The sequence below is a fragment of the Bradyrhizobium neotropicale genome (assembly GCF_001641695.1).
Classification (GTDB): domain Bacteria; phylum Pseudomonadota; class Alphaproteobacteria; order Rhizobiales; family Xanthobacteraceae; genus Bradyrhizobium; species Bradyrhizobium neotropicale.
The window spans coordinates 49,077-69,891 of record NZ_LSEF01000081.1; the positions used below are offsets into that span (position 1 = coordinate 49,077).

Sequence of the window (20,815 nt, forward strand, 5' to 3'; positions counted from 1 at the left end):
GATTGTTGAGTATCAACCGGTGCAGGTGACACGCTCAATGCCCAAAGTCATTGACCGCGTAGTGCTCGGTTGCGCGGTTGTCAGCACAAATCGATCCTGCTCTGATTAAGCTTGTTGAAGCACTTGCAATTGCTGACGCAAGACACGATCATCTTTTTGATAGCGAGCGCCTGATGAAGCATCATCTTGAAGCCGCTGGCGGCAAGCGCATCAGCACCGGTAATCGAGATGAAACCCGCAGCGATCTATGCTCGGTTCTCGACCGAGCTTCAAAACCGAAAAATCGACTGAAGATCAGATTGCTCTATGCCGCGCTTATGCGGCTCGTCATCAACTCGATGTCGTTGCTATCTTTGAAGATAAGGCGCGTTCTGGAGCCTCGGTATTCGGCCGCGATGGTTTGATGCAGCTGATGGACGCTGCGCGTCAGCATCGTTTCACAGTCCGAGCTGAAGCAGGAGCGGTTGCGCGTCGAGGCGGAACTGGCTGCCCTCGAGGAGACCCCTACCCCCATCTCACTGCATCCGGCAACGCTGGACCGGTACATCGAGACCGTCAATGCGCTTGCCGACACGATAGCAAGCCACGCAAGCGCGGAGGACGACCACGGCCCGTTGGTCGCCGACTTGTGCACTGCGTCATCGTCCACCCGAAAGGCCCTTGGGAAGGCTTTGAGGTCGAGGTCAAGGGAAAGCCGGCCGCACTGGTGGGCGGAGGGCTCTTTCCGGAGGGCCACCATAATGGTGGGTCATGGCTCCCGAGTGGGTTCAATCCTTGCGGCGCAAAACACCCGATCAAACGCCGTCACACCCCCTTTACGCTACGCCTTCAAGGATCGCCCAATCGAGCGCGGCAGGCCCGCGATCGCCGGGCGGACCGGGATGGACGATCAGGCAGCGCACTGCGCGCCAGACATCGTCCGGAATCGCCCGTTTCAGGAACGGCGCGACGATGAGGTCGGACTGGTACAACGCCACGCTCTCGCGGATGACATCGGCATGCATGTCGAGCTCGACCGTGACCTCTTGCCGCGCTCCCTGAGCTCGAGATGCAGCCGCTGCGTCAGGCGTTGAAGGAATGCGACAAAAGTAGCATTCGCATCATGAGCCTCAACAGATCCGTGGCAACTGCTCGCCCGACAGCCAGTCGACAATTCGTCCGCCGCCAAAGCTCGTTGTCATCTGCACGAAGTGATGATCGTCGGCCACTGCCTCGCCCACGTCCGCGGAATCACGGCCAAGCGGATGCGCTTTCATGGCGGCAAGCACGCCCTCGGCGACATCGGGTGACACGATCGCGACAAGCTTGCCTTCATTGGCCACATAAAGGGGATCGAGCCCGAGCAGTTCGCACGCCGCAGCAACGGCCGGCTTCACCGGGATCGTCTCTTCCTGGAGGCGAAATCCGACGCCCGACTGGTGGGCGATCTCGTTGAGCGTCGCGGCGAACCCGCCTCGAGTGGGATCGCGCATCAGGCGGATGCCCTTGCGGCCAGCCGCCACCATCTCAGCTACGAGGTCATGCAACGATGCGGAATCCGAGACAACATCGGTTTCGAAGGCGAGATTCTGCCGTTTGGACATGATGGCGACGCCGTGATCGCCTAGCGTGCCGGAGATCAGGACACGATCACCGACGCGGGCTTTCTCGGCGGAGAGATCCAGCCCGTCGGTCAGGACGCCGACGCCGGCTGTGGAGATATAGAGGCCGTCAGCCTTGCCGCGCTCGACCACCTTGGTATCGCCGGTGATGATGTAAACGCCCGCCACCCGCGCCGCCTCGCCAATGGACTCGGCGATCCTCTTAAGGTCGGAGAAGCGAAAGCCCTCTTCGATGATGAAGCTCGCAGACAGGTAGAGCGGCCGCGCGCCGGCCATGGCGATGTCGTTGACCGTGCCGTGCACCGCGAGCGAGCCGATATTGCCGCCGGGAAAGAAGAGCGGCGAGACCACATAACCGTCGGTCGTCATCACCATGCGCCCGCCGCCGACGTCGAAGGCCGACTGATCGTTGCCGCGCGCCAACCATTCGTTGCCGAAGGCCTCGTGGAACAGGCCGGAGATGAGCTGCGACATCGCCCGGCCGCCGGAGCCGTGCGACAGGTCGATGCAGCCGTTCTTAATGTCGAGCTTGCGCTGATGCGCCTTCATGATGCCCGTCTCTGCTGATGGTCGCGGAACCGGCCGTAAGTCCAGTGGGCGGCACATGCGCCTTCGCAGGAGACCATGCAGGATCCCATCGGGGTCTCCGGCATGCACACCGTGCCGAACAGCTTGCAGTCGACCGGCTTCTTCACCCCGCGCAGAATCATACCGCACTCGCAGGCCGGATTGTCGGCGACGCGAAGTTCATTCATGCCGAAACGAATTTCAGCATCAAACCTGGCGTAGGTGCGCTTCAGCTTGAGCCCGCTATATGGCACGAGCCCGAGCCCGCGCCATTCGAACTGGTCGCGCGGCTCCAAGATATCCGAAACCTCCTCCTTGGCGCGCAGGTTGCCCTCGCGCGTGACCGCGCGGCTATACTGGTTCTCCACCTGGTGCCGGTGTTCGTTGACCTGCCGAACCAGCATCAGGATCGCCTGCATCATGTCGAGGGGCTCGAAGCCGGAGATCACCACCGGCCTGCCAAATTCTTCGGCGCAAAACTCGTAGGGCTCGGTGCCGATGACGATCGAGACGTGGGCCGGACCGACGAAGCCGTCGATCTCGACCCGGCCGATGTTACGAATGTCGGGGCTCTCCAGAATGTTCTGCATGGCCGGCGGTGTCAGCACGTGATTGCAGAACACGGTGAAGTTTCCGAGCCGCTTCTTCTCGGCGAGCCGGATCACGACGGCGGTCGGCGGTGTCGTGGTTTCGAAGCCGATGGCAAAGAAAACGACCTCCCGCTCCAAATTCTGCTCCGCGATCCGGATTGCATCGACCGTGGAGTAGACCATGCGAATGTCGCCGCCACGCGCCTTTGCCTTCAACAGCGAGGCGCCTTGGGAGCCGGGCACCCTCATCAGATCGCCGTAGATGCAAAGGATCACCTCAGGTCGCTCGGCGAGCCGGATCGCCATATCGATCCGCCCCGCCGGCAGCACGCAGACGGGGCAGCCGGGCCCGTGGATCATCCGCACGTTCTTCGGCAGCATGTCTTCCAGGCCGTAGCGCGAGATCGCATGGGTGTGACCGCCGCAGAACTCCATGAAACGATATGGCCGTTGCGAATCGGCCTCTGAGCGGATCGCTTTCGCCAACCCCAGTGCGATTTCCTTGTCGCGAAACTCGTCGGCATATTTCATTGCACGACCCCCTGCCCTTCGGTGCTGAGCTCGCGCAGCAGCTCGAGCGTGCGTCGGGCTTCCTCGGGATCAATCTTGGTCAGAGCATAGCCGACATGGATGATCACATAATCGCCGACGGCGAGATTCTCGATCAGCGCCACGGAAATCTCCTTGCTAACCCCGTCGATGGAAACCACAGCCGTGTCATCGGGGAGAAGTCTTGTGACCTCAGCAGGTATGGCGAGACACATCAGGCGTTTCCTTCAAATCCTTGTTCAGTAACTTTCTGGGCGGCAATCCAGGCTTGGCCAAGGCTCAGGCCGCCATCATTCGGCGGTACCTGGCGCGTCAGCAGGGCATCAAGCCCGACAGAACGACAACCGCGCAGCACCTCTTCGCCGAGAACCGCATTGAGGAAGCAGCCACCGCTCAAGACGACTGTGGTGTGACCCGTCTGTCGCGCCGCACGCTCGATCCAGTCGACGCAGGCCGCGGCCAGCGTTCCATGGAACAGCTCCGCGCCTTCGTACGCGTCGGTCGCATCCGCCAGAAGCCGCTCAAAGAGCGGAAGCAGGGACAGGACGCCTTGCGCGAGGGTCCAGCCGCCATCGGCCACGCGCGTGCGCCGGACGCGCGCCTCCAGCTTCATCGCAGCCTCGCCTTCATAGCTCTGGCGCATCGAGACCCCCAGCAATCCGGCGGCCGCATCGAACAGCCGGCCGGCGCTGGTGGTCGTGGGCAGGTCGGACCGCTCAAGCAATGCCCCCACCCTCGCAGCCTGCGGCTGCTCTGCAAAGCGACGCTGAATCTCTTCGCTGCAGCCCAAGGCCTGCAAGACGCTCGCCGCCATCCGCCACGGCTCGCGCGCGGCACGGTCGCCGCCCGGCATCTTCAAGGGCGTGAGGTGCCCGATCCGGCGAAATCGCGCCCCCTCGCATAGCAGGAGCTCGCCACCCCAATTGCCGCCATCGTCGCCGTAGCCGAAGCCATCGAGTACCAACGCGATCGCGGGCCGGTCGATGCCGTGCTCCGCCATCACCGACGCCGCATGCGCATGATGATGTTGAACCGAGAGGCTGCGGCCGCTGGCTTCGGCGAAGCGGGTCGAAGCCATGTTGGGGTGGAGATCATGCGCCACGACGATCGGTGCCACATCAAGCGTCGCGATCAGGTGATCGATCGTCTCCTCGAAGAAGCGGATGCCTTCGGCGGTATCGAGATCCCCGATATGCTGCGAGACGAAGGCTTCGTTATCTCGCGTGAGCGTAACGGTCGTCTTCAGCGCGCCGCCGACCGCGAGCACGGACGGCACCGGCCGTGGCAGCCGAATCGGGTCGGGAACGTAGCCGCGGGCCCGCCGGATGAACTGCGCATGCCCGGCGACGACCGAAACCACGGAATCATCGGCGCGCGTGATGATGTCGCGATCATGGGTCACGATCAGGTCGGCAATGCCGGCCAGTCGCCGCTCCGCCTCGTCATTGTCGATCACCAGCGGCTCGCCGCCTGGATTGGCACTTGTCGCGACAATGACCCAGCGACTGCCGTCGGGGCGCGGATACGCCAAGGCCAGTGCGTGGAACAGCAGATGATGGAGCGGCGCGACCGGTAGCATCACGCCGATCCGCGAAAGATCCGGCGCAATCGTGGACGCGAGACTCTGACGGGACTTCATCAGCACGATCGGCCGCGGCGTCGATTCCAGCAAAGCCAACTCGGTCGCTTCGCCTTCGGCGATCTCATCGACGGCATCCCTGGAGCCGACCATGACCGCGAACGGCTTCTGATCCCGCTGCTTGCTCTGCCGCAGCCGCCGCACGACGTCATCGTCACGGGCATCGCACAGGAGTTGGTAGCCGCCGAGCCCCTTGATCGCGACGATCCTGCCCGCGGCAAGGGCGGCCGCGATCTCGCTCATCCCATGACTGAGTCGTGGGCCACATTGCGAGCAGGCAATCGCCTCGGCATGAAAGCGGCGGCTTGCGGGATCGGCATATTCGGCGGCGCAGGCTGCACACTTCGCGAACCGCTTCATCGCCGTGGTGCTGCGATCATAGGGCAGCCGCTCGGCAATGGTATAGCGCGGACCGCAATGGGTGCAGTTGACGAAGGGATAGAGGTGAAACCGGCTGTTCGGGTCGAACAGTTCGTCCAGACATTGCGGACAGATCGCAGCATCCGCGACAATCCGCGTCGACACCCTGCCCTGTTCGCTGGGGCGGATGCAGAACTCCGCGCTCGCGACGGCGCCGATTGGGTGCACCGAGATCTCGTCAATCCTTGCCAGCGGCGGCTTTTCCAGCGGCAGCGCGGTAACGAAATCGGCCGCATGGTCGCCCTCGATCTCGATCACCACACCATGGGGATCGTTTGCAACGAAACCGCCGAGTCGGTAGCGCGTGGCGAGGCTATAAACGTAGGGACGAAAACCCACGCCCTGCACGGCGCCGCGCACGTGCAGGCGCAACCTTCGTCTCTCGCATGCGGTGGCTTCGCCGTCCATGATCATGCCGATGCGGCTATCGCGGCCGGTTTCTGCGCGGCACGCTTGCGGATCCAGGCGTAGAATGCCGCAAATCCCTCCCCCGTGCGCGCCGATACCATCAGGACCTCGATGTTCGGATTGACTCGCCGGGCATATTCGACCGTCCTGGCAAGATCGAAATCGAGCACGGGAGCAAGATCAATCTTGTTGATCAGCATCAGCGAGGACGCTGCGAACATGTCCGGATATTTCAGCGGCTTGTCCTCACCCTCCGTGGTCGAGAACACCACGACCTTGCAGGCCTCGCCGAGGTCGAAAGCTGCCGGACAAACCAGATTGCCGACATTCTCGATGAACAGAATGCCACCATTGAGCCAAGGCAGCCGCTCGTAGGCTTCGCCGACCATGGCAGCATCGAGATGGCACCCTTTGCCGGTGTTGACCTGGATCGCCGGCACGCCGGTCGCGCGAATCTGCTCGGCATCGTTCGAAGTCTGCTGATCGCCCTCGATCACGCCGATCGCATAAGCGTCCTTCAGCTCGGACACGGCGCGAACGAGTAGCGAGGTCTTTCCGGCGCCGGGGCTCGAGACTAGATTGAGCGCGAGCACGTTGTCGGCGCGAAAACGTGCGCGGTTCTCGGCGGCAAGCCGGTTGTTCTTGCCGAGAATATCGCGCTCGACCTGGATGATGCGATCGCTGCTCATGCCTGCGATCACCTGCCCGGCCGGGTTGGCGCTGCAATCGACCAGCCCGAGATCGCCGGGCTCGCGGTCGTGGCGGTGGTCATGCGCATCGTGATGGTGGTGATGGTGCCCGCGATGGCCGTGGCGGTGATCGTGATGCGCATGATCATGCGCGTGATCGATCGTGGGCTTGCCGTCGCTGCAACCGCATACCGTGCACATCAGTCGACCTCCAATTCCCTCACGCGCATCTCTTCCCCGCCGGCGACCTGCAATTGATAGCTGCCGCAGGCAGGGCATGGCTCGTAGCGCTGCTTGATCTCGACGCTGGTCGAACAGCCCATGCACCAGGCGGTTCCCGGCGTCTCGATGATCTCCAGCCTCGCGCCTTGCGCAACGGTCCTCGCCGCGACGGCCTCGAAGCAGAACTTCATCGCCTCGGGCGTAACGTGGCTCAGCGCACCAATCTCGAGGCACACCGCGCGCACCCTGGAGAATGCGCGCTTTCGCGCCTCCTCCTCGACGATCTCGATGATGCCCTCGCAAAGCGCCATCTCATGCATGCCCAACCTCGCGGAAGCCGAGGCTGACGCCGACGCAGGGATCAAAGCAATCGACCAGCGCGCGAACAGCATCCCGGCCCTGTCGGCCGGGGCCAAGTGCGGAGCCGCGCAGGCTGCGCACGATCGGCCCACGCGCATGGAAGTTCCACTCCGTCGGCGCGAGGAATTCGAACCGTGCGATGCGATCGCCGTCGATCTCGACGACGTGATAGAGCCGGCCGCGTGCGCATTCTACGGCGGCCGCGCCTCTGCCAGGTCCAAGCCAGTAGCTCGCGACGACGCCGACGTCGGCTGCCGTTTCGTCCGTCTCGAGCCGCGTGCAGAGCAGTGCCACCTCTGCGCTCCGCGCCTTCAGGCGGTCCGCGGGCCCGGCGACCAACGGCGATGCCGGCGCATGCCAGGCCTGGCGTGCCCAGACGCCCGTCTCGGGTATCTGACCATCGAGATCAGGCGCGTCGGAGAATGCCGGACCGTCGGCCAGAAGACGCAGGACGACATCGAGGTCGTCGGCGGCAGTCAGGAAGGATTGTTCGACCGCGGGCAACAACAATGCATCGCCATCGAGCCCCGAAAGATGCGCCGCCAGTACGCTTCCAGGCCAGGTTTGCTGCGCTCCACCCGCGCCCCCAAGTGCCGTGAGCGCTTCCCTGATCTGCAACACCGCCTCACGGCGCTCGGCAATCCCGCCGCCAAGGACGGTCGTTGCTCTCATCAAGGCGCGAACGGCCGCAGCGCTGCTGCCTCCCAGCGTGAGCCGTCCGACGAAGAAGCCGCGCAACAATTCGGTCAGGCGCTCGGCGATGACGGCGTCGATGCGCGCCTTCCGGACCTCGGGAGGAGCGGTTTCGTTCCGCGCCGCATCGAACGCCGACAAGAACGCCACCTCATGCGCCGCGGAGCACAACGAGAACAGCCGCGGCAAGACCGAGCGCAGCGACGAGACCGGCTTTCCGGCAAACAGACGCGCCAATGGCGGGCGGCTCCGTGGCAGAATCGCGACATCGGCAATCGTGCTGCCGGCCAACAGCACCGTGACGTCGATCAAGGCCAGGCTCATTCGCGCCGCTCCGTCAGAACACCGCGCAGGAAGTTACGCCGATCGATCGCGCTTGTCGCGGACTGGCGCCGCTCGCTGGCTTTGTCGCTGTCCGCCGGCAGCATCAGTTGGGCGAGCGCGGCCTCGGCCGTAGCCCGCGCGGCGGCCATGTCCGAGAACTGAAACATCGGCGAAAACAGCGAACAGTTCGCGATGCGGCCCATCCGCGCGACGTCGCTCAGCGTGAACTCGATGTCACCCGCCGGGAAACGGATGCGCACCGTCGAAGCCGGCATTTCCCGCGCGGTCGCGCTCGCCGGCATGACCACATTCATGAACCAGGGCGTAACCATGATCCCGACGATCGTGCCGCTGAACCGGCGGAAGCCGACCGTCTCGACGCCGAGCGCATCGTTGTAGATCGGCAGATCGCGCAACGCGCGCTCGCCAATTTCGCGATAGGCGCCGGCGAGGAGCTTTCCCCACGCCGCCGCGTCGGTGTCCTCGCCAGCACCGTGCACGCGCCCCATCATGATTCGAGCGCCATGAACTTGGATTTCGGGGCGTCGCAATTCGGGCAGCGCCACTCATCAGGCAGCGCCGTGAACGGCGTGCCGGGCGCGATCTGCGCCACCTCATCGCCGTCCACCGGATCATACACCGACCAGCAGATCCCGCATTCCAACCGCGTGACATCGGCGACGTTTGCGCGCAAGCCAAAATTCTCAAATCGGCTCATTTGAAATAGGCCTCGATGATTTCCTGAAGCCGCTCGGCGGAGTCCTCGAAATCCTCGTCTGCAGCAACCGCAACACTCGGCACACCGCCGACTTCCAGCGTGTCGAGAATGATGGCGTCCATGGCGTTGAAGAACTGCACCGACCAGACATTGCGGATGCCCGTCGACAGCACCCGGCACGTGCCGTACCCGCGCGAAACCAGCTGAATCGGCCCGTTCCCGATCGTCTCCTGAAGGAAACTCATATCGACCGGACTCATCGGCAGCAGCGTGAAATTGATGATCTGCGAGCGGACGCCCGGCCGCCAGGCCAGCGCCCGTTCGCGGAGTTCGGCAAGCACCGGCAGCACGTTCATGGCGCCTTCCGGCGCCTGCCCGATCTCGAAATCGGCAGCCGTCAGGTCGGCGGCCGCGCGCTTGACGATCTCAGGGATTGTACCAACCTCGAGATATTCGTGGTTGGCATCGGTCTCGAGCCGCACGCGCCAGATCCCGGCCAGCACCGATTCCCGGATCTGCATCAGCGAGCCGTCCGGCAAGGCAACCCCGCCGGCAACCTCGCCCTCGCCGAGCACGTCGGCGATCAGCTTGCGTTCGAGATCGTTGAGGTTGCCGAGCCGGAACAATTGCGTCGGCGCATCCGCCTTTTGGCTTGCGATCGCCGCCGCCACCATGGAGAGCAATTCGATCGCGTTCGGGCAGCTCTTGGCCAATTCCGCGCTGTCGAGCGCTGCGAGCTTCGCCAGGGCGCCGGCCGCGGTCAGGCTGCCGTTCGACGCATTGAGGCTTTCCTCGCCGATCGCAAACACATTGATCGGCTGCGCGGCGCCTTCTAGCGCGGTCCAGAAACCGGCGTTCATAGTTCGACACCCTGCGAGCGATGCGAAGGAATGATGGTCGCCGCCACGGCAACGCTCGCGCCGCGCGGACGATCGATCAGCTTGCTGATACGGTCGACATAGACTGACCAGTCTTGAATCTTGGCGATCAGCCCCAACGTCTCGCCGCCGGCGACAAAGATCAGCGTCGGCTGCACGCGCACGCCGAAACGCTTGCCCAGCTCGCTCTCGGCATCGCGCGCGATCAGCGCACCACGCAGTCTGACTGCGAATGCGTCGATCAGCTCCGGCAGGACGACCGCAACGTCGACCGCCTCCGGAAACCGCGATGGGTCTCCGGCTGATAGCAGCACCGCGACTACGCCTGCTTCGTCTGTCCCGTTCAGAAATAGATCGACGGTGGTAGCATCTACCTCCGGCAAACCTCGTAGTGCCAGATCATGCCTTCCCTGCTGGAAGTCCATCAAACCTCCCCTGACGAGTTTGTGATTCTGCCCGCAATACGGGCGAGCAAGACACATGCCAGGATCGGATCGGACATTTTCCCTCCTATCAAGCAGCTGTCCGCCCCGAGCATGCGGGCGCGCCCGGTCGCGGGGCATGAGCGCTTCGCACCTCGCTGCATTCAATCGAGCCTGAGGTGTTCCGGCAACTGCGGCTCGCGGTCGATGAGATCGGGAAAGAAGCGGTCAGACTCCTCGCCTTCGAGCGCGGCTTCCAGGCCCGCGATCGCGCTGGCAATCAGGCGTGCCTCGTCCTCATCCAGAAGCCGGATCGCGGTGTCGATATTGACGAGCACAAAGGCGCCGACCGGCGGATTGGAAAGCAAGAGCATCGAAACGCGCCGCTGCTCGCCGCGAAACTCGCAGAGCCCCGAGACCCCGTCGGTCTCCACGATCGTCATCGGCAAGCCAAGGCACATTTCACGTCTCCGATGGCGCGCGCCGGATCAAGCCGGACGCGCCCTCATTTCATAGTGAATATGGTCGATATCGTTGGCGAGCAATCGCTCGGATTCCGGCAACGACGCCGTTCGCGGCGCCGCCTCCACCCCCCACTTGGCGAGGATGTCGACGGCAAGCGCGACCGCCGGATTGATCTGGTCGCGCACTGGAGCGGTCAGCGGGCCGCCCCAGTCTTGCAGATCGAGCGGCTGACAGCCGATTAGCGCGAGATGCTTAGGACACCGCCCGAGCAGGTCGGCCGCGCTGATGACCTCCTGGAAGCCGGTTTGATGCAGACTCATCTTCTTGGCGCCGGTGAAACGCGGCACCTCTTCGTCGCGAACGACCTTCAACTGGCCCGGCTCCAAGCCATAATCGATGGCATCGAACACGATCAGGCGGTCGGCGTCCTCCAGATAATTCACGAGGTAGAGCCCCTGCGTACCACCGTCGAGGATGGTGATATTCTCCGGCACAGCGTAACGGCGGTGGAACTCCTCCACCGCGCGCACGCCAAACCCTTCATCGGCCCAGAGGATGTTGCCGATACCGAGCACCAGGATGCGGTCTGCCTGCGATGACGTCGGCATGGCTTGTTTTCCACCATCAATCCCGGAATTGCCGCTCACCGGAGATCATCGACGAAATGATGCTCTGGCGTGACATGATGTCTTCGCGGACCGCCGCGTAGATGTGCACTGTCGCGAACACCACCAGCGCCCACATGCCGATATGGTGCCACGTGTGCACGTCCTGGCTGTTCGGCCAGATCGCAAAGACCCACCCGAACAGCTTATGCTGCCAGCTGTCGATGCCGGTGCCCTCCGAATAAAGCGCAAATCCGGTGACGATCATGAACGCCACGAACAACGTGAATCCCACGAACATCGCGATCTGGGCCAGAGGGTTGTGGCCGACATACATCTTCGGCTCGCGTTCCAGGAACGCGTACCAGCGGATTTCGTGCAGCACCTCCTTCCAGAACTGCCTGCGATGCACAGGAATGTAGAATATCTGCCGGGAGTGGTGGTTGCCGACGAAGGCCCACAGGATGCGGACGAGGAAGAACACCGCGAGCACCTGTCCCGCCGCGAAATGGGCAAAGCGGACATAGCCCATCACGAAGTTCGCCGACGCCTCGCCTTCCACCGTCGGCAACGGCGTCCCGATGAAGTAGCCGGAGACCATCAGGACGATGATCGAAAACGCATTCACCCAGTGGCAGATGCGAACCGGCGCTTCGTAGACATAGACGGTCGGACGCCCCACACCGTGCTCGCCGGAACCATCGGCCGCGATCCCGGTGAGGTCTCGTTCGGATTCCGCCAGACGTGCAACTGCATCCATCATGGCGACCTCCTATCTGACCTTGACCTTGGCGAGCTCCTGGCCGTCCGGGCTCATGACGTGCGTCGAACAGGCCAGACACGGATCGAAGGAATGGATGGTGCGCAGGATCTCCAAGGGCTGCTCGGGATTGACCATCGGCGTGTTTAGTAACGAGGCCTCGAAGGCACCGATATTTCCCTTGGGATCGCGCGGCGAGCCGTTCCAGGTCGTCGGCACCACGCACTGATAGTTGTCGATCTTGGTGTCCTTGATCCTGATCCAGTGCGCGAGCGCGCCACGCGGCGCCTCGGTGAAGCCAAAGCCCTTGGCCTCCTTCGGCCAGCTTTCGGGCTTCCATTTGTCGACATTCGCGGTCGAACTGTCGCCGGCCTTGATATTGGCGACGAGCTTGTCCTGGAAGTAGCGCATCTGGCGCCCGGCCCAGACCGACTCCAGCGCGCGCGCCGCAGTGCGGCCGAGCGTCGAGAACAGCGCCGACAGCGGCAGGCTCAGATCCTTCAGGAACTTGTCGACGGGATCCTTGAATTCGGACTTGTTCTGCGCGTAGCCGACGACCCAACGTGCCAGTGGACCGACCTCCATGGCGTTCCCGCGCCAGCGCGGCGCCTTGATCCACGAGTACTTGCCGCCCTCGTCAAGTTGCTCGATCGCCGTCTTGGTACCTTTCGCATTCGGCCCCAGCACGTAGTTCGGCTCCGTCACGCCGTCCCAGGGATGCAGGCCCTTGGTCTCGTCGGGATATTTGTACCAGGAGTGAACCACGAACTCCTGGATCTCGTCGGGATTGGCGTGGTCGACCGGAAACACTTCCGCGAGGTTACCGTTGATGATGGCGCCGCGCGGCAGCTTCAGGCTGCTGGAGGAGTAGTCGTTGGCGTGTTCCGGTACATCTCCATAGGCGAGCACGCTTTGACCTGATAGACCGCCGCCATAGAGCCAGTCCTTGTAGAACGACCCGATCGCCGCCACGTCAGGCAGGTACACCTGCTCGTTGAACTCGATGAGCCGATCGATGATCGAGGAGATCAGGTTCAATCGCTCCATGTTGATGGCGCCGACCGCACCGGTGCCGTCAACGTTGATCGGACACGGCACGCCGCCGACGAGCCAATTCGGATGCGGGTTCTTGCCGCCGAAGATGGTGTGGATCTTGACGATCTCCTTCTGGAAATCGAGCGCTTCAAGATAGTGCGCCACCGCCATCAGATTGGCTTCCGGCGGCAGCTTATAGGCCTTGCTGCCCCAATAGCCGTTCTTGAAGGGCCCCAATTGTCCGGACTCGACGAATTTCTTCAGGCGGGTCTGCAAGTCCTTGAAGTAGCCCGGCGACGATAGCGGCCAGCTCGAGATTGATTGCGCGAGCGTCGAGGTTGCCCGCGGATCTGCTGAGAGTGCAGATATTACGTCGACCCAGTCCAGCGCATGCAAGTGATAGAAATGGACGATATGGTCTTGCACCTGAAGCGCAAGCTGCATCAGGTTGCGGATCGAGTTGGCGTTCTGTGGAATCGTGATGCCGAGCGCGTTCTCGACCGCACGCACCGACGTCAAGGCGTGCGTGCCGGTGCAGACGCCGCAGATCCGCTCGGTGAATGCCCAGGCGTCGCGCGGATCGCGGTTCTTCAGGATCACTTCGATCCCGCGCCACATCGTGCCGGTCGAGACCGCGTTTCGGATGACGTTGTCGGCGTCGACATTGACCTCGACCCGCATGTGCCCTTCGATACGGGTGACCGGGTCGACGACGATGCGCTTGCCGGAGTTGTCGAGATTGAAGCCGTTGGGAGTCTGGATACCCATAGTTTTTCCTACCCTGAGATGATTGGGCGCTTAGCTGTTGTGATCTGCGTGTTCGCGCTTGCTCGCGAGCCGCTTCACGGCGGTCACTGCCGCGTGTGCGGCCACCGCGGCGCCGACGGCGCCGGCCGCCGCCATGCCGATCTGGTCGGCATTCTTCTCGATGCCGAACTGCTTGATGTCGGTGAGGCGATCATAGAACGAGCCTTTGTCCCAGAAGCCGTCCTCCGAGCAGCCAATGCAGCCATGGCCGGACTGGATCGGGAACGACACGCCGCCGTTCCATCGCACGGTCGAACAGGCGTTGTAGGTGGTCGGCCCCTTGCAGCCCATCTTGTAAAGGCAATAGCCGTTGCGCGCGGCTTCGTCGTCCCACTCCGCGACGAACTGGCCGGCATCAAAATGCGGCCGCCGGTAGCACTTGTCGTGGATACGCTGCGAATAGAACATTTTCGGCCGCCCCTGGCGGTCGAGCTCCGGCAACTTGCCGAAGGTGATAATGAACGTGACGACACCGGTCATCACTTCGGCGATCGGGGGGCATCCCGGCACCTTGATGATCGGCTTGTTGGTGATGATCCTGTCGATCGGTGTGGCCTGCGTCGGATTGGGCTTGGCCGCCTGCACGCAGCCCCAGGACGCGCAGGCGCCCCAGGCGATGATCGCCATCGCATCGTCAGCCATCATCTTCAGTTTCTCGACGAACGGCTTGCCGCCGTCGATGCAGAACATGCCGCCCTCGTTCAGCGGCGGATTGCCCTCGACCGCGAGGATATACTGTCCCTTGTGCTTGGCACGAGTCTCCTCAAGGATTGCCTCGGCCTGATGGCCCGCGGCGGCCATGATGGTGTCGTCGTAATCGAGCGAGATCATCGACAGCACTGCATCCTTCACCAACGGGTGGGCGGAACGGATGAAACTCTCGGAGCAGCAGGTGCATTCGAGACCATGCATCCAGATCACCGGCACGCGCGGTTTGGTTTCCAGCGCGTTGGCGATGCGGCTCGCCGCCAGCGGCCCGAGCCCGAGGCTCGTTGCCGTCAGGCTACAGAATTTATGAAAGCTGCGCCGCGTGATGCCCTGCCGCCTGATCACGCTGTAAAACGTTTCCGTCGCCGCGCCCATGTATCCTCCCGTCTCCACGTTGACTTATCGACGAAGAAAGGACGACAGCAAGAAGCGGGCCAACAGCGGGGCGCCGCGGCGAAAGTCGAAAGATTCCAAATTATTACAGATTGAACCGCGCCAATCACGGCGATGTCCGCAGAAGACGATGCACGTGATCCGACGACTACCATACGGGCCTGCCGTGGCCCTTGAGACGAAGCCGTGGCCGCTTGCGGAGGGGGCTGCAGATTTGCGTGCGGCTAAGTCGTGGGCGGATTACTAGATCGCAAGCTGCCCAATCCCGCTGGCGAACTCAACATCAGCGCGCTTACGAAAATGGGCCTAGGTGCGCCGAGCGAGGAACGCGCGCTTGCCCAAACGCACCGTTCAACGTTCAGCCCGTTCGTTCCGACGCATACGATCCCGGCGAGGCAGGAAAGACGATTGTTTTATCATCGTTGACCAGCACTCGGCGATGTATGTGAGCATGGACCGCCCGTGCGAGAACTTGGCTCTCCACATCTCTTCCCAGGCTTTATCCAATCGCCCCGGATCATTTCAGGTCGCCCGACCGCGGCGACCTGGATACCGGCTCGCCGACACACCGACGGAAGATCGCGTGTCCGGCTGTCCGCCACGGTAACCGTACAATTCGCCATGATGAGAAGCTGCGCCAGCGGCTTCCCGACGATGCTTGATCGGCCCACGATGACGGCCTCGAGGTCCGAAAGGTCGTCGAACAATCAGCGGCATTGAGCGAACCGAACCGAAGAGCGCCCAGCTAAAATCAACCGCCGGAGCCCGCCGACGGCACGAAGTAAGGGAGAATCGACCGGTGCCGACGGTTGCCCCGCTGGGGATTGAGGCCGCTGCGGAAGGATGCCCGATTGCACGTGACGCCGATGAGCCATTGCGTCCCGATCGTTGTTGCTGCTTGGCGTCCCGATGCAACTGAGGACGCAAGCGTGAACGGGACGTCCAATCAGACGGAAGCCCAACGCCTAACCTGCGCAGCGGCTCCATTTATATGAGCGAAGACTGATGTCTCGATCACGCTTGACGATCACACATCAGCGCAATTGACCTCCTTGTCGCTGGAATGCGTAGATCGGATTCAGCCCGCAATAGGCGTAGGTACCGGATGCAGTGGCCATGCACTGGTAATAGGTCGAGAACTGGCAATTGCCCGGATATCCCCAGGTACGTCCCTGCAGGCAATAAACGTCCTGCCGAGCCGGGAGGATGTACGAACGCCCCCGCGGAGCGGCGGTCGAAGGCAATCCGAAGCCGACGAGGATGGGAAGTGCAAGCACACCGATAAAGAGAAGGTTGCGCATGAGACCTCTAGCCTCCGTTAAGTCTTGAAAGGATAGAAAATCTAGATTTGATGTTTTGATTTTGGTCAATGGCAAAAAGCTTCGTAGGCCGTTTGACCGATCGCCTTCGAAAGAAATCCAAGCGTCAGGCGCTCCGAGTTTGGAGCAGCATTCCTGCTATTTTTAGGAGAGAACGCATTTTTCAAGCGCGATGGAAGCATATGCAGCGGAAAACCTTAGGCAGAACTCTCGCGCTCCGGAATAGGTCGGATCGGGACGGCCGCCAATCTACGGCGCGCTTATCAAAGATTGAAAGGGCGGAAGATCCCCGCCCTCAGGTGTGCCGCCGAGCGCGCATCGCTTGAGCTGAGCGACTTAGGCTTGGCAGGGCATTCAGCGAGATCGAGGTCGTCTAAACTTTCGTGATTGGCCTGATGCGGCGTAGCAAGGAATTGGCATATTCCTCGCGCTCGCGCATGAAGCGCTCTTGATTCGCTTTGAAGCTCTCGACCCGTTTCTTGATCTCATCGCGTTCGCTACCGCCATAGTCTGGCGCGCTGAGGCCACCCCGCTCGACGGCTTCTTTCGATAGAGACCGGGGCCGCTCGATCTCCACTTTCATCGATTTGGCGAATGCTATCGTTTCGGCGACGAGCGCGTCGAGTTCGCTCTTCCAGTCATGCATTAACGCCCTCCCATGCGGCACCGCCGCGCTCGCTAGCCAATTCCTCACAAAGCCAAGCTGCGATCATGGGCACCGACGCCGATCGCATGTAAGTCGGCCCAATCTCATCCGCTTATCCCTGAAAAAGGAAGCCGACAATATCGCCGGCGGCCTTCCGGGTTCAAAATGCCTATAGAGAATAAATGCGTCCAGCCCTGGTGACAGCGACCCTATACCCAAGCCGTGTTTCCTAGCTTTGCTGACCAGGAAGCTCAATGCTGGCTGATGCGATTCCCGCTGGGAGCGGGCGCAGCACCCGGAGGGATCGCCGCGGCTCTCTCAAACAATGTGCAATCGGTTCAGCCGGCGGGCTCATTGGTATCAATGATTTTTTGGCAGCCTGGGTCACTATGGCCGCTCGGTATTTCGAAACCAATCTGGGTTAGTGGCCGCGGCAGGTCGCGAGCGGTACGCCGGAACGATTACCTATACTGCGGTTACCCGTTTCGCACGACGACTGTCGGCGGGGGGGCTCGCCGTAGCTTGATCCCAGCTTTGACGCTCCAATATTGGGCCCTTTGACTCAACGATGCTTTTCCGCGCCAAGCGCGAGACGGCGCCCCAAAGCTGCACGCGGAGCGCAAAAAACGCTCAATGCAAGCGCCATCAAACGTCTAGCCTAACGGTGCCGATGGAGGGGGCTACGTTGTCGGTATTCATAATAAACGGTCCGGCCGCGGCCGCCTTTCAGCCGTGGGGGGCCTGTAGCTCAATGGTTAGAGCCGACCGCTCATAACGGTCTGGTTGCGGGTTCGAGTCCTGCCGGGCCCACCAGTAAGATCAAGAGGTTGAGAGGCTTTATCTCGCTTCGCTCTTTCCTCTACCAATGGAATAACCAAAGCAACGTTCTTCTTTGGTGCCGCGTGAGTACCAATGGCATTCGCTGCCCCATGCAAATGATCAGGATGAGTGATCTGAACGCACTTATTGAAAAGGGCTACATGGTTTCTCCAACCAGCGCTGGCACAACACCTAATCGGAGAGGTCGTAGCTGTGCTTGAGGATCGCCAGTCCCGCTATCAGACAGGTCGGGAACGGCAGCCCAACAGCGGTGCCGCGGCGTGCTCAGCGGCGGAAATTCATGGACACCGGAGATTCGATGTCGGGCAACGAGCCCATCGGGCCCGAACCGCTGCTCCAGGACCAACCGGTCGATGACGCGACAATCCTGTCGCGGGTTATCAAAGCATTGCCCAGATTCTCACGAGCCGCGATTCCGCATAGACCATGCGGTTTGACCGATTCCGGAAAGCCAACCGGCCAGCGCGACGCCTATTCACTTCGGTTGAGCGGCTTCAGGCCAATCTGAGAACTCCATCTCGAACCGTCCAAATCCGGCCGGCTTGGTCGTAAAATTGACAGTCCTTCCTGACAGAGCCGACAATGAGCCGGATGCGAACTTAAAGACCATCTTACCGGATGCTGCTATGCCAAGAGATCTCTTGTCCCGCATGACAAGGAAGGCGACTCCCTCCAGGAGCTGTCCGACTGCAAATCCGTCGATCGCACGGTGAATATCGAGCGACGCTATAGACGTCCCTTTCTCGCCATTCAACTCGCTGACCGAAATCGCCGTAATCCCGGCATCTCTCAATGGCCCCTCGGCCACGTGACAGGTATATTGAAGGCTAATAATGAAGTGCTCATCCCGATCACCTAGTGGCTCTCGATCAACCCCGTCTATCGAGCAGTCGTAGCGCCGGACCGTGTCCGCAAGCGCTCCCCCGCGCAGCCCGAGCAAAGCCAAAGCCGAACATAGTACGACCGCGAGAAAGGATGTCTTCATCCGCCTATGCCTTCGTGGGATATGCCTTCTTTTGATGTGTACAACTTGACGCCACGACCGATTCAAGCTCGTTCGATGGCTTGTCGCGTGGGCACGGCTCATGACGACCTCGAGATCTTCGGCGCGGCGGCAATCGAGACGATGAAAGGTCGATGCCGCGGCCGAGATTGTGCCGACATAGCTTCGCCGATATAAACTCTGCGCCTCCTGTCGCCAGCCATTAACTGCGGTACCCACCTCTCGCATAATGCGGCGGGCCACATTGCATTGAGCTTGTTGCGCGAAGCCGTTTCAAGCGCGATTTCGAGCGAGGCGGCGCCATCTTCTTTGTCAATCGCCGTGGTCAGAATGCGCAACTTGATCTCAACGGGCATCGGATTGAAATCATAGGCTGGAGCGAGACGCCATCCTCCAATGTTTTCATAGTCTTCGGGATCGATGAAGCCGCTCATAACGGTCTGGTTCCTGGTTCGAATCCAGGCGGGCCCACCAGCCGCCTCCTCCTCCTCTTTTGTTGTTGGAGACTGTGCGGACACGTTGAGAACGACTCGATTTTTTTGGATCGGCAAAGCCATCAATCCGGTCAGCCCAATGCTGCATAAGCTTGGCGCGCGAGCCGATCAGTGCCAGCGGTCCGTGCCGCCTGTAAATCGCCTTTACCGAGCCACTTTCGAGATGCGCCAACTGTAATTCGATGACATCACCATCCCATGCCTTGGCTTCCTTGAACTCCTCATGGTAGCAAAGAATCGAAAACGTAGTGCGGAAGCCATCAGAGCTATGCGGGAAAGTGGGTGATGACGGCCTGAGATAGGCGGCGTATCGAGGCGGGTGTCGAGCCTGCCAGAACCTCTCAAGGAGAGCGATACGCCATGAACGAGCCTAGCAACATTGTCGCGCTGCGTCAGCCCGACGAGATCGATGATCCACTGACCAATATCCTGCGCGCCGGTGCGCGGCAGCTTCTGGCGCAGGCGGTCGAGGCCGAAGTCGAGACCTTTCTTGCCACAGTGAAGGATTTGAAGCTTGCCGACGGACGCGCCCGTGTCGTGCGGCATGGTTACGGCCCGGCGCGAACGATTGCGACCGGCATCGGCCCGGTCGAGGTGGCGCGGGCGAAGATTCGGGATCGCGGAGCGGCCGGCGATGGCGAGCGGATCCGGTTCAGCTCGGCGATCCTGCCGCTGTGGGCACGGCGGACTCGAAGCCTGGATGCGCTGTTGCCGGTGCTCTACCTGCGCGGCCTTTCGACCGGCGATTTCCAGGAGGCGCTGACGGCCTTGCTGGGCAAGGACGCGCCGAACCTATCGCCCGCGGTGGTGTCCCGGCTGACGGCCGAGTGGCAAGGCGAGTACGAGCGCTGGCAGAGGCGCGATCTGTCGGCGCGCCGATATGCGTACGTGTGGGCCGATGGCGTCTTCCTGCAGGCCCGCATGGAAGACCACGGCGAGTGCATGCTAGTGCTGATCGGCGCGACGCCGGAAGGCAAGAAGGAATTGATCGGCTTCCAGGTCGGGGTGCGGGAGAGCGCGCAGAGCTGGCGTGAGCTCCTGATCGACGTCAAACAGCGCGGATTGCAGATCGCGCCCGAAATTGCCGTCGGCGACGGCGCGCTCGGCTTCTGGAAGGCGCTCGAGGAGGTCTTTCCAGGCACGCGGCACCAGCGCTGCTGGGTGCATAAGACCGTGAATGTCCTCGACAAGGTCCCGCTCTCGGTGCAGGCCACCATGAAGAAGGACCTGCGCGAGGTCTACTGGGCGCCGAACCGGGCGTCCGCCGAAGCAGCGATCGACGTCTTTGCCGAGAAATACCGTGCCAAGTACGGTCGGGCGGTCGAATGTCTGGTCAAGGATCGCAGCGTCCTGCTGGCCTTCTACGACTTTCCTGCCGAGCATTGGGATCACCTGCGCACCAGCAATCCCATCGAGAGCGTGTTCGCCACCGTGCGGCACCGGACGGTGCGCACCAAGGGTTCGTTGTCGCCGACCACCGCCAGGCTGATGGTGTTCAAGCTGGTCATGGCTGCATCAAAAACCTGGCGACGGCTCAAGGGCACAAATCAGTTGCCGAAGCTCATCGCAGGTGTCAGATTCAACGACGGCATCGAGGTTATCCAAGTGCCGGCAAACCACGCCGCCTGATCGCCTCGTCACCCAAAATTCCGCATAGCTC

23 protein-coding genes, 1 tRNA gene and 2 pseudogenes are annotated in these 20,815 nt (G+C 62.0%); 4 read left to right on the forward strand and 22 right to left on the reverse strand.

Annotated elements, in window-relative coordinates:
* Positions 1-77 precede the first annotated feature (77 nt).
* Together AXW67_RS44345 and AXW67_RS44350 are read left to right on the forward strand one after the other, a co-directional pair.
* Positions 78-404 carry a hypothetical protein gene (locus tag AXW67_RS44345; protein ID WP_245315739.1) on the forward strand — a complete coding sequence of 109 codons (327 nt, stop codon included), beginning with the start codon at positions 78-80 and terminating at the stop codon, positions 402-404.
* The gene (locus AXW67_RS44350) at positions 299-955 is read left to right on the forward strand and encodes a recombinase family protein (RefSeq protein ID WP_245315738.1); all 657 of its coding nucleotides are present in this window, start codon (positions 299-301) and stop codon (positions 953-955) included. The genes AXW67_RS44345 and AXW67_RS44350 overlap by 106 nt, the downstream gene beginning before the upstream one ends.
* Before the next feature lie 154 nt (positions 956-1,109).
* Here the strand turns inward: AXW67_RS44350 and hypE are convergent, their stop codons facing one another.
* The 20 genes and pseudogenes from hypE to AXW67_RS26390 all read right to left on the reverse strand — a co-directional run bounded on the left by hypE (position 1,110) and on the right by AXW67_RS26390 (position 16,818).
* A complete protein-coding gene (gene hypE, locus AXW67_RS26310; RefSeq protein WP_063680248.1) occupies positions 1,110-2,150 on the reverse strand; it encodes a hydrogenase expression/formation protein HypE in 1,041 nt (346 codons plus the stop codon).
* Entirely contained in the window at positions 2,147-3,289 is a 1,143-nt protein-coding gene (gene hypD / locus AXW67_RS26315; RefSeq protein WP_063680249.1) for a hydrogenase formation protein HypD, read from the reverse strand. Before hypD ends, hypE begins: the two co-directional genes overlap by 4 nt.
* Positions 3,286-3,522, reverse strand: coding sequence for a HypC/HybG/HupF family hydrogenase formation chaperone (locus AXW67_RS26320; RefSeq protein WP_063680250.1), 237 nt, complete (start codon positions 3,520-3,522; stop codon positions 3,286-3,288). Before AXW67_RS26320 ends, hypD begins: the two co-directional genes overlap by 4 nt.
* A complete protein-coding gene (gene hypF, locus AXW67_RS26325; RefSeq protein WP_063680251.1) occupies positions 3,522-5,780 on the reverse strand; it encodes a carbamoyltransferase HypF in 2,259 nt (752 codons plus the stop codon). The genes AXW67_RS26320 and hypF overlap by 1 nt, the downstream gene beginning before the upstream one ends.
* On the reverse strand, positions 5,777-6,664 hold the full coding sequence (gene hypB, locus AXW67_RS26330) for a hydrogenase nickel incorporation protein HypB (RefSeq protein ID WP_063680252.1): 888 nt from the start codon (positions 6,662-6,664) through the stop codon (positions 5,777-5,779). The genes hypF and hypB overlap by 4 nt, the downstream gene beginning before the upstream one ends.
* On the reverse strand, positions 6,664-7,005 hold the full coding sequence (gene hypA / locus AXW67_RS26335) for a hydrogenase maturation nickel metallochaperone HypA (RefSeq protein WP_063680253.1): 342 nt from the start codon (positions 7,003-7,005) through the stop codon (positions 6,664-6,666). Before hypA ends, hypB begins: the two co-directional genes overlap by 1 nt.
* On the reverse strand, positions 6,998-8,062 hold the full coding sequence (locus AXW67_RS26340) for a nickel-dependent hydrogenase large subunit (protein WP_063680254.1): 1,065 nt from the start codon (positions 8,060-8,062) through the stop codon (positions 6,998-7,000). The genes hypA and AXW67_RS26340 overlap by 8 nt, the downstream gene beginning before the upstream one ends.
* A complete protein-coding gene (gene hybE, locus AXW67_RS26345) occupies positions 8,059-8,574 on the reverse strand; it encodes a [NiFe]-hydrogenase assembly chaperone HybE (protein ID WP_063680255.1) in 516 nt (171 codons plus the stop codon). Before hybE ends, AXW67_RS26340 begins: the two co-directional genes overlap by 4 nt.
* Positions 8,571-8,780, reverse strand: a complete 210-nt coding sequence (locus tag AXW67_RS26350; RefSeq protein WP_063680256.1) for a rubredoxin — start codon at positions 8,778-8,780, stop codon at positions 8,571-8,573. The genes hybE and AXW67_RS26350 overlap by 4 nt, the downstream gene beginning before the upstream one ends.
* Positions 8,777-9,640, reverse strand: coding sequence for a hydrogenase expression/formation protein (locus AXW67_RS26355; RefSeq protein ID WP_063680257.1), 864 nt, complete (start codon positions 9,638-9,640; stop codon positions 8,777-8,779). The genes AXW67_RS26350 and AXW67_RS26355 overlap by 4 nt, the downstream gene beginning before the upstream one ends.
* A complete protein-coding gene (locus AXW67_RS26360; RefSeq protein ID WP_063680258.1) occupies positions 9,637-10,083 on the reverse strand; it encodes a thioredoxin domain-containing protein in 447 nt (148 codons plus the stop codon). The genes AXW67_RS26355 and AXW67_RS26360 overlap by 4 nt, the downstream gene beginning before the upstream one ends.
* A 161-nt stretch (positions 10,084-10,244) precedes the next feature.
* The gene (locus AXW67_RS26365; protein WP_063680259.1) at positions 10,245-10,541 is read right to left on the reverse strand and encodes a HypC/HybG/HupF family hydrogenase formation chaperone; all 297 of its coding nucleotides are present in this window, start codon (positions 10,539-10,541) and stop codon (positions 10,245-10,247) included.
* Between the two features lie 27 nt (positions 10,542-10,568).
* Positions 10,569-11,153, reverse strand: coding sequence for a HyaD/HybD family hydrogenase maturation endopeptidase (locus AXW67_RS26370; RefSeq protein WP_063680260.1), 585 nt, complete (start codon positions 11,151-11,153; stop codon positions 10,569-10,571).
* A gap of 16 nt (positions 11,154-11,169) precedes the next feature.
* Positions 11,170-11,913, reverse strand: coding sequence for a Ni/Fe-hydrogenase, b-type cytochrome subunit (gene cybH / locus AXW67_RS26375; protein ID WP_063680261.1), 744 nt, complete (start codon positions 11,911-11,913; stop codon positions 11,170-11,172).
* Positions 11,914-11,922: 9 nt separating this feature from the next.
* A complete protein-coding gene (locus AXW67_RS26380; protein ID WP_063680262.1) occupies positions 11,923-13,713 on the reverse strand; it encodes a nickel-dependent hydrogenase large subunit in 1,791 nt (596 codons plus the stop codon).
* Positions 13,714-13,743: 30 nt separating this feature from the next.
* Positions 13,744-14,835, reverse strand: coding sequence for a hydrogenase small subunit (locus AXW67_RS26385; RefSeq protein WP_063680263.1), 1,092 nt, complete (start codon positions 14,833-14,835; stop codon positions 13,744-13,746).
* 376 nt (positions 14,836-15,211) lie between these two features.
* Positions 15,212-15,352 (reverse strand): annotated as a pseudogene (purU, locus tag AXW67_RS44355) (formyltetrahydrofolate deformylase); the annotation flags it as partial.
* A pseudogene (locus AXW67_RS40920) lies at positions 15,345-15,551 on the reverse strand (bifunctional methylenetetrahydrofolate dehydrogenase/methenyltetrahydrofolate cyclohydrolase); the annotation flags it as partial. The pseudogenes purU and AXW67_RS40920, both read right to left, overlap by 8 nt.
* Before the next feature lie 336 nt (positions 15,552-15,887).
* Positions 15,888-16,154, reverse strand: coding sequence for a DUF3551 domain-containing protein (locus AXW67_RS40925; RefSeq protein ID WP_082905933.1), 267 nt, complete (start codon positions 16,152-16,154; stop codon positions 15,888-15,890).
* 391 nt (positions 16,155-16,545) lie between these two features.
* A complete protein-coding gene (locus tag AXW67_RS26390; RefSeq protein ID WP_063680264.1) occupies positions 16,546-16,818 on the reverse strand; it encodes a hypothetical protein in 273 nt (90 codons plus the stop codon).
* A 737-nt stretch (positions 16,819-17,555) separates the two neighbouring features.
* Between AXW67_RS26390 and AXW67_RS26395 the strand changes: the two genes are divergently transcribed.
* Positions 17,556-17,631: transfer RNA gene (locus tag AXW67_RS26395), tRNA-Ile, on the forward strand.
* Between the two features lie 502 nt (positions 17,632-18,133).
* Here the strand turns inward: AXW67_RS26395 and AXW67_RS26400 are convergent.
* Together AXW67_RS26400 and AXW67_RS26405 are read right to left on the reverse strand one after the other, a co-directional pair.
* Positions 18,134-18,643, reverse strand: a complete 510-nt coding sequence (locus AXW67_RS26400) for a hypothetical protein (protein WP_027554446.1) — start codon at positions 18,641-18,643, stop codon at positions 18,134-18,136.
* Between the two features lie 98 nt (positions 18,644-18,741).
* Positions 18,742-19,218: a HipA domain-containing protein gene (locus tag AXW67_RS26405; protein WP_161491292.1), complete on the reverse strand. Its 477-nt coding sequence runs from the start codon at positions 19,216-19,218 to the stop codon at positions 18,742-18,744.
* A 297-nt stretch (positions 19,219-19,515) separates the two neighbouring features.
* Between AXW67_RS26405 and AXW67_RS26410 the strand changes: the two genes are divergently transcribed.
* Positions 19,516-20,784 carry an IS256 family transposase gene (locus AXW67_RS26410; protein WP_063679989.1) on the forward strand — a complete coding sequence of 423 codons (1,269 nt, stop codon included), beginning with the start codon at positions 19,516-19,518 and terminating at the stop codon, positions 20,782-20,784.
* Positions 20,785-20,815 lie beyond the last annotated feature (31 nt).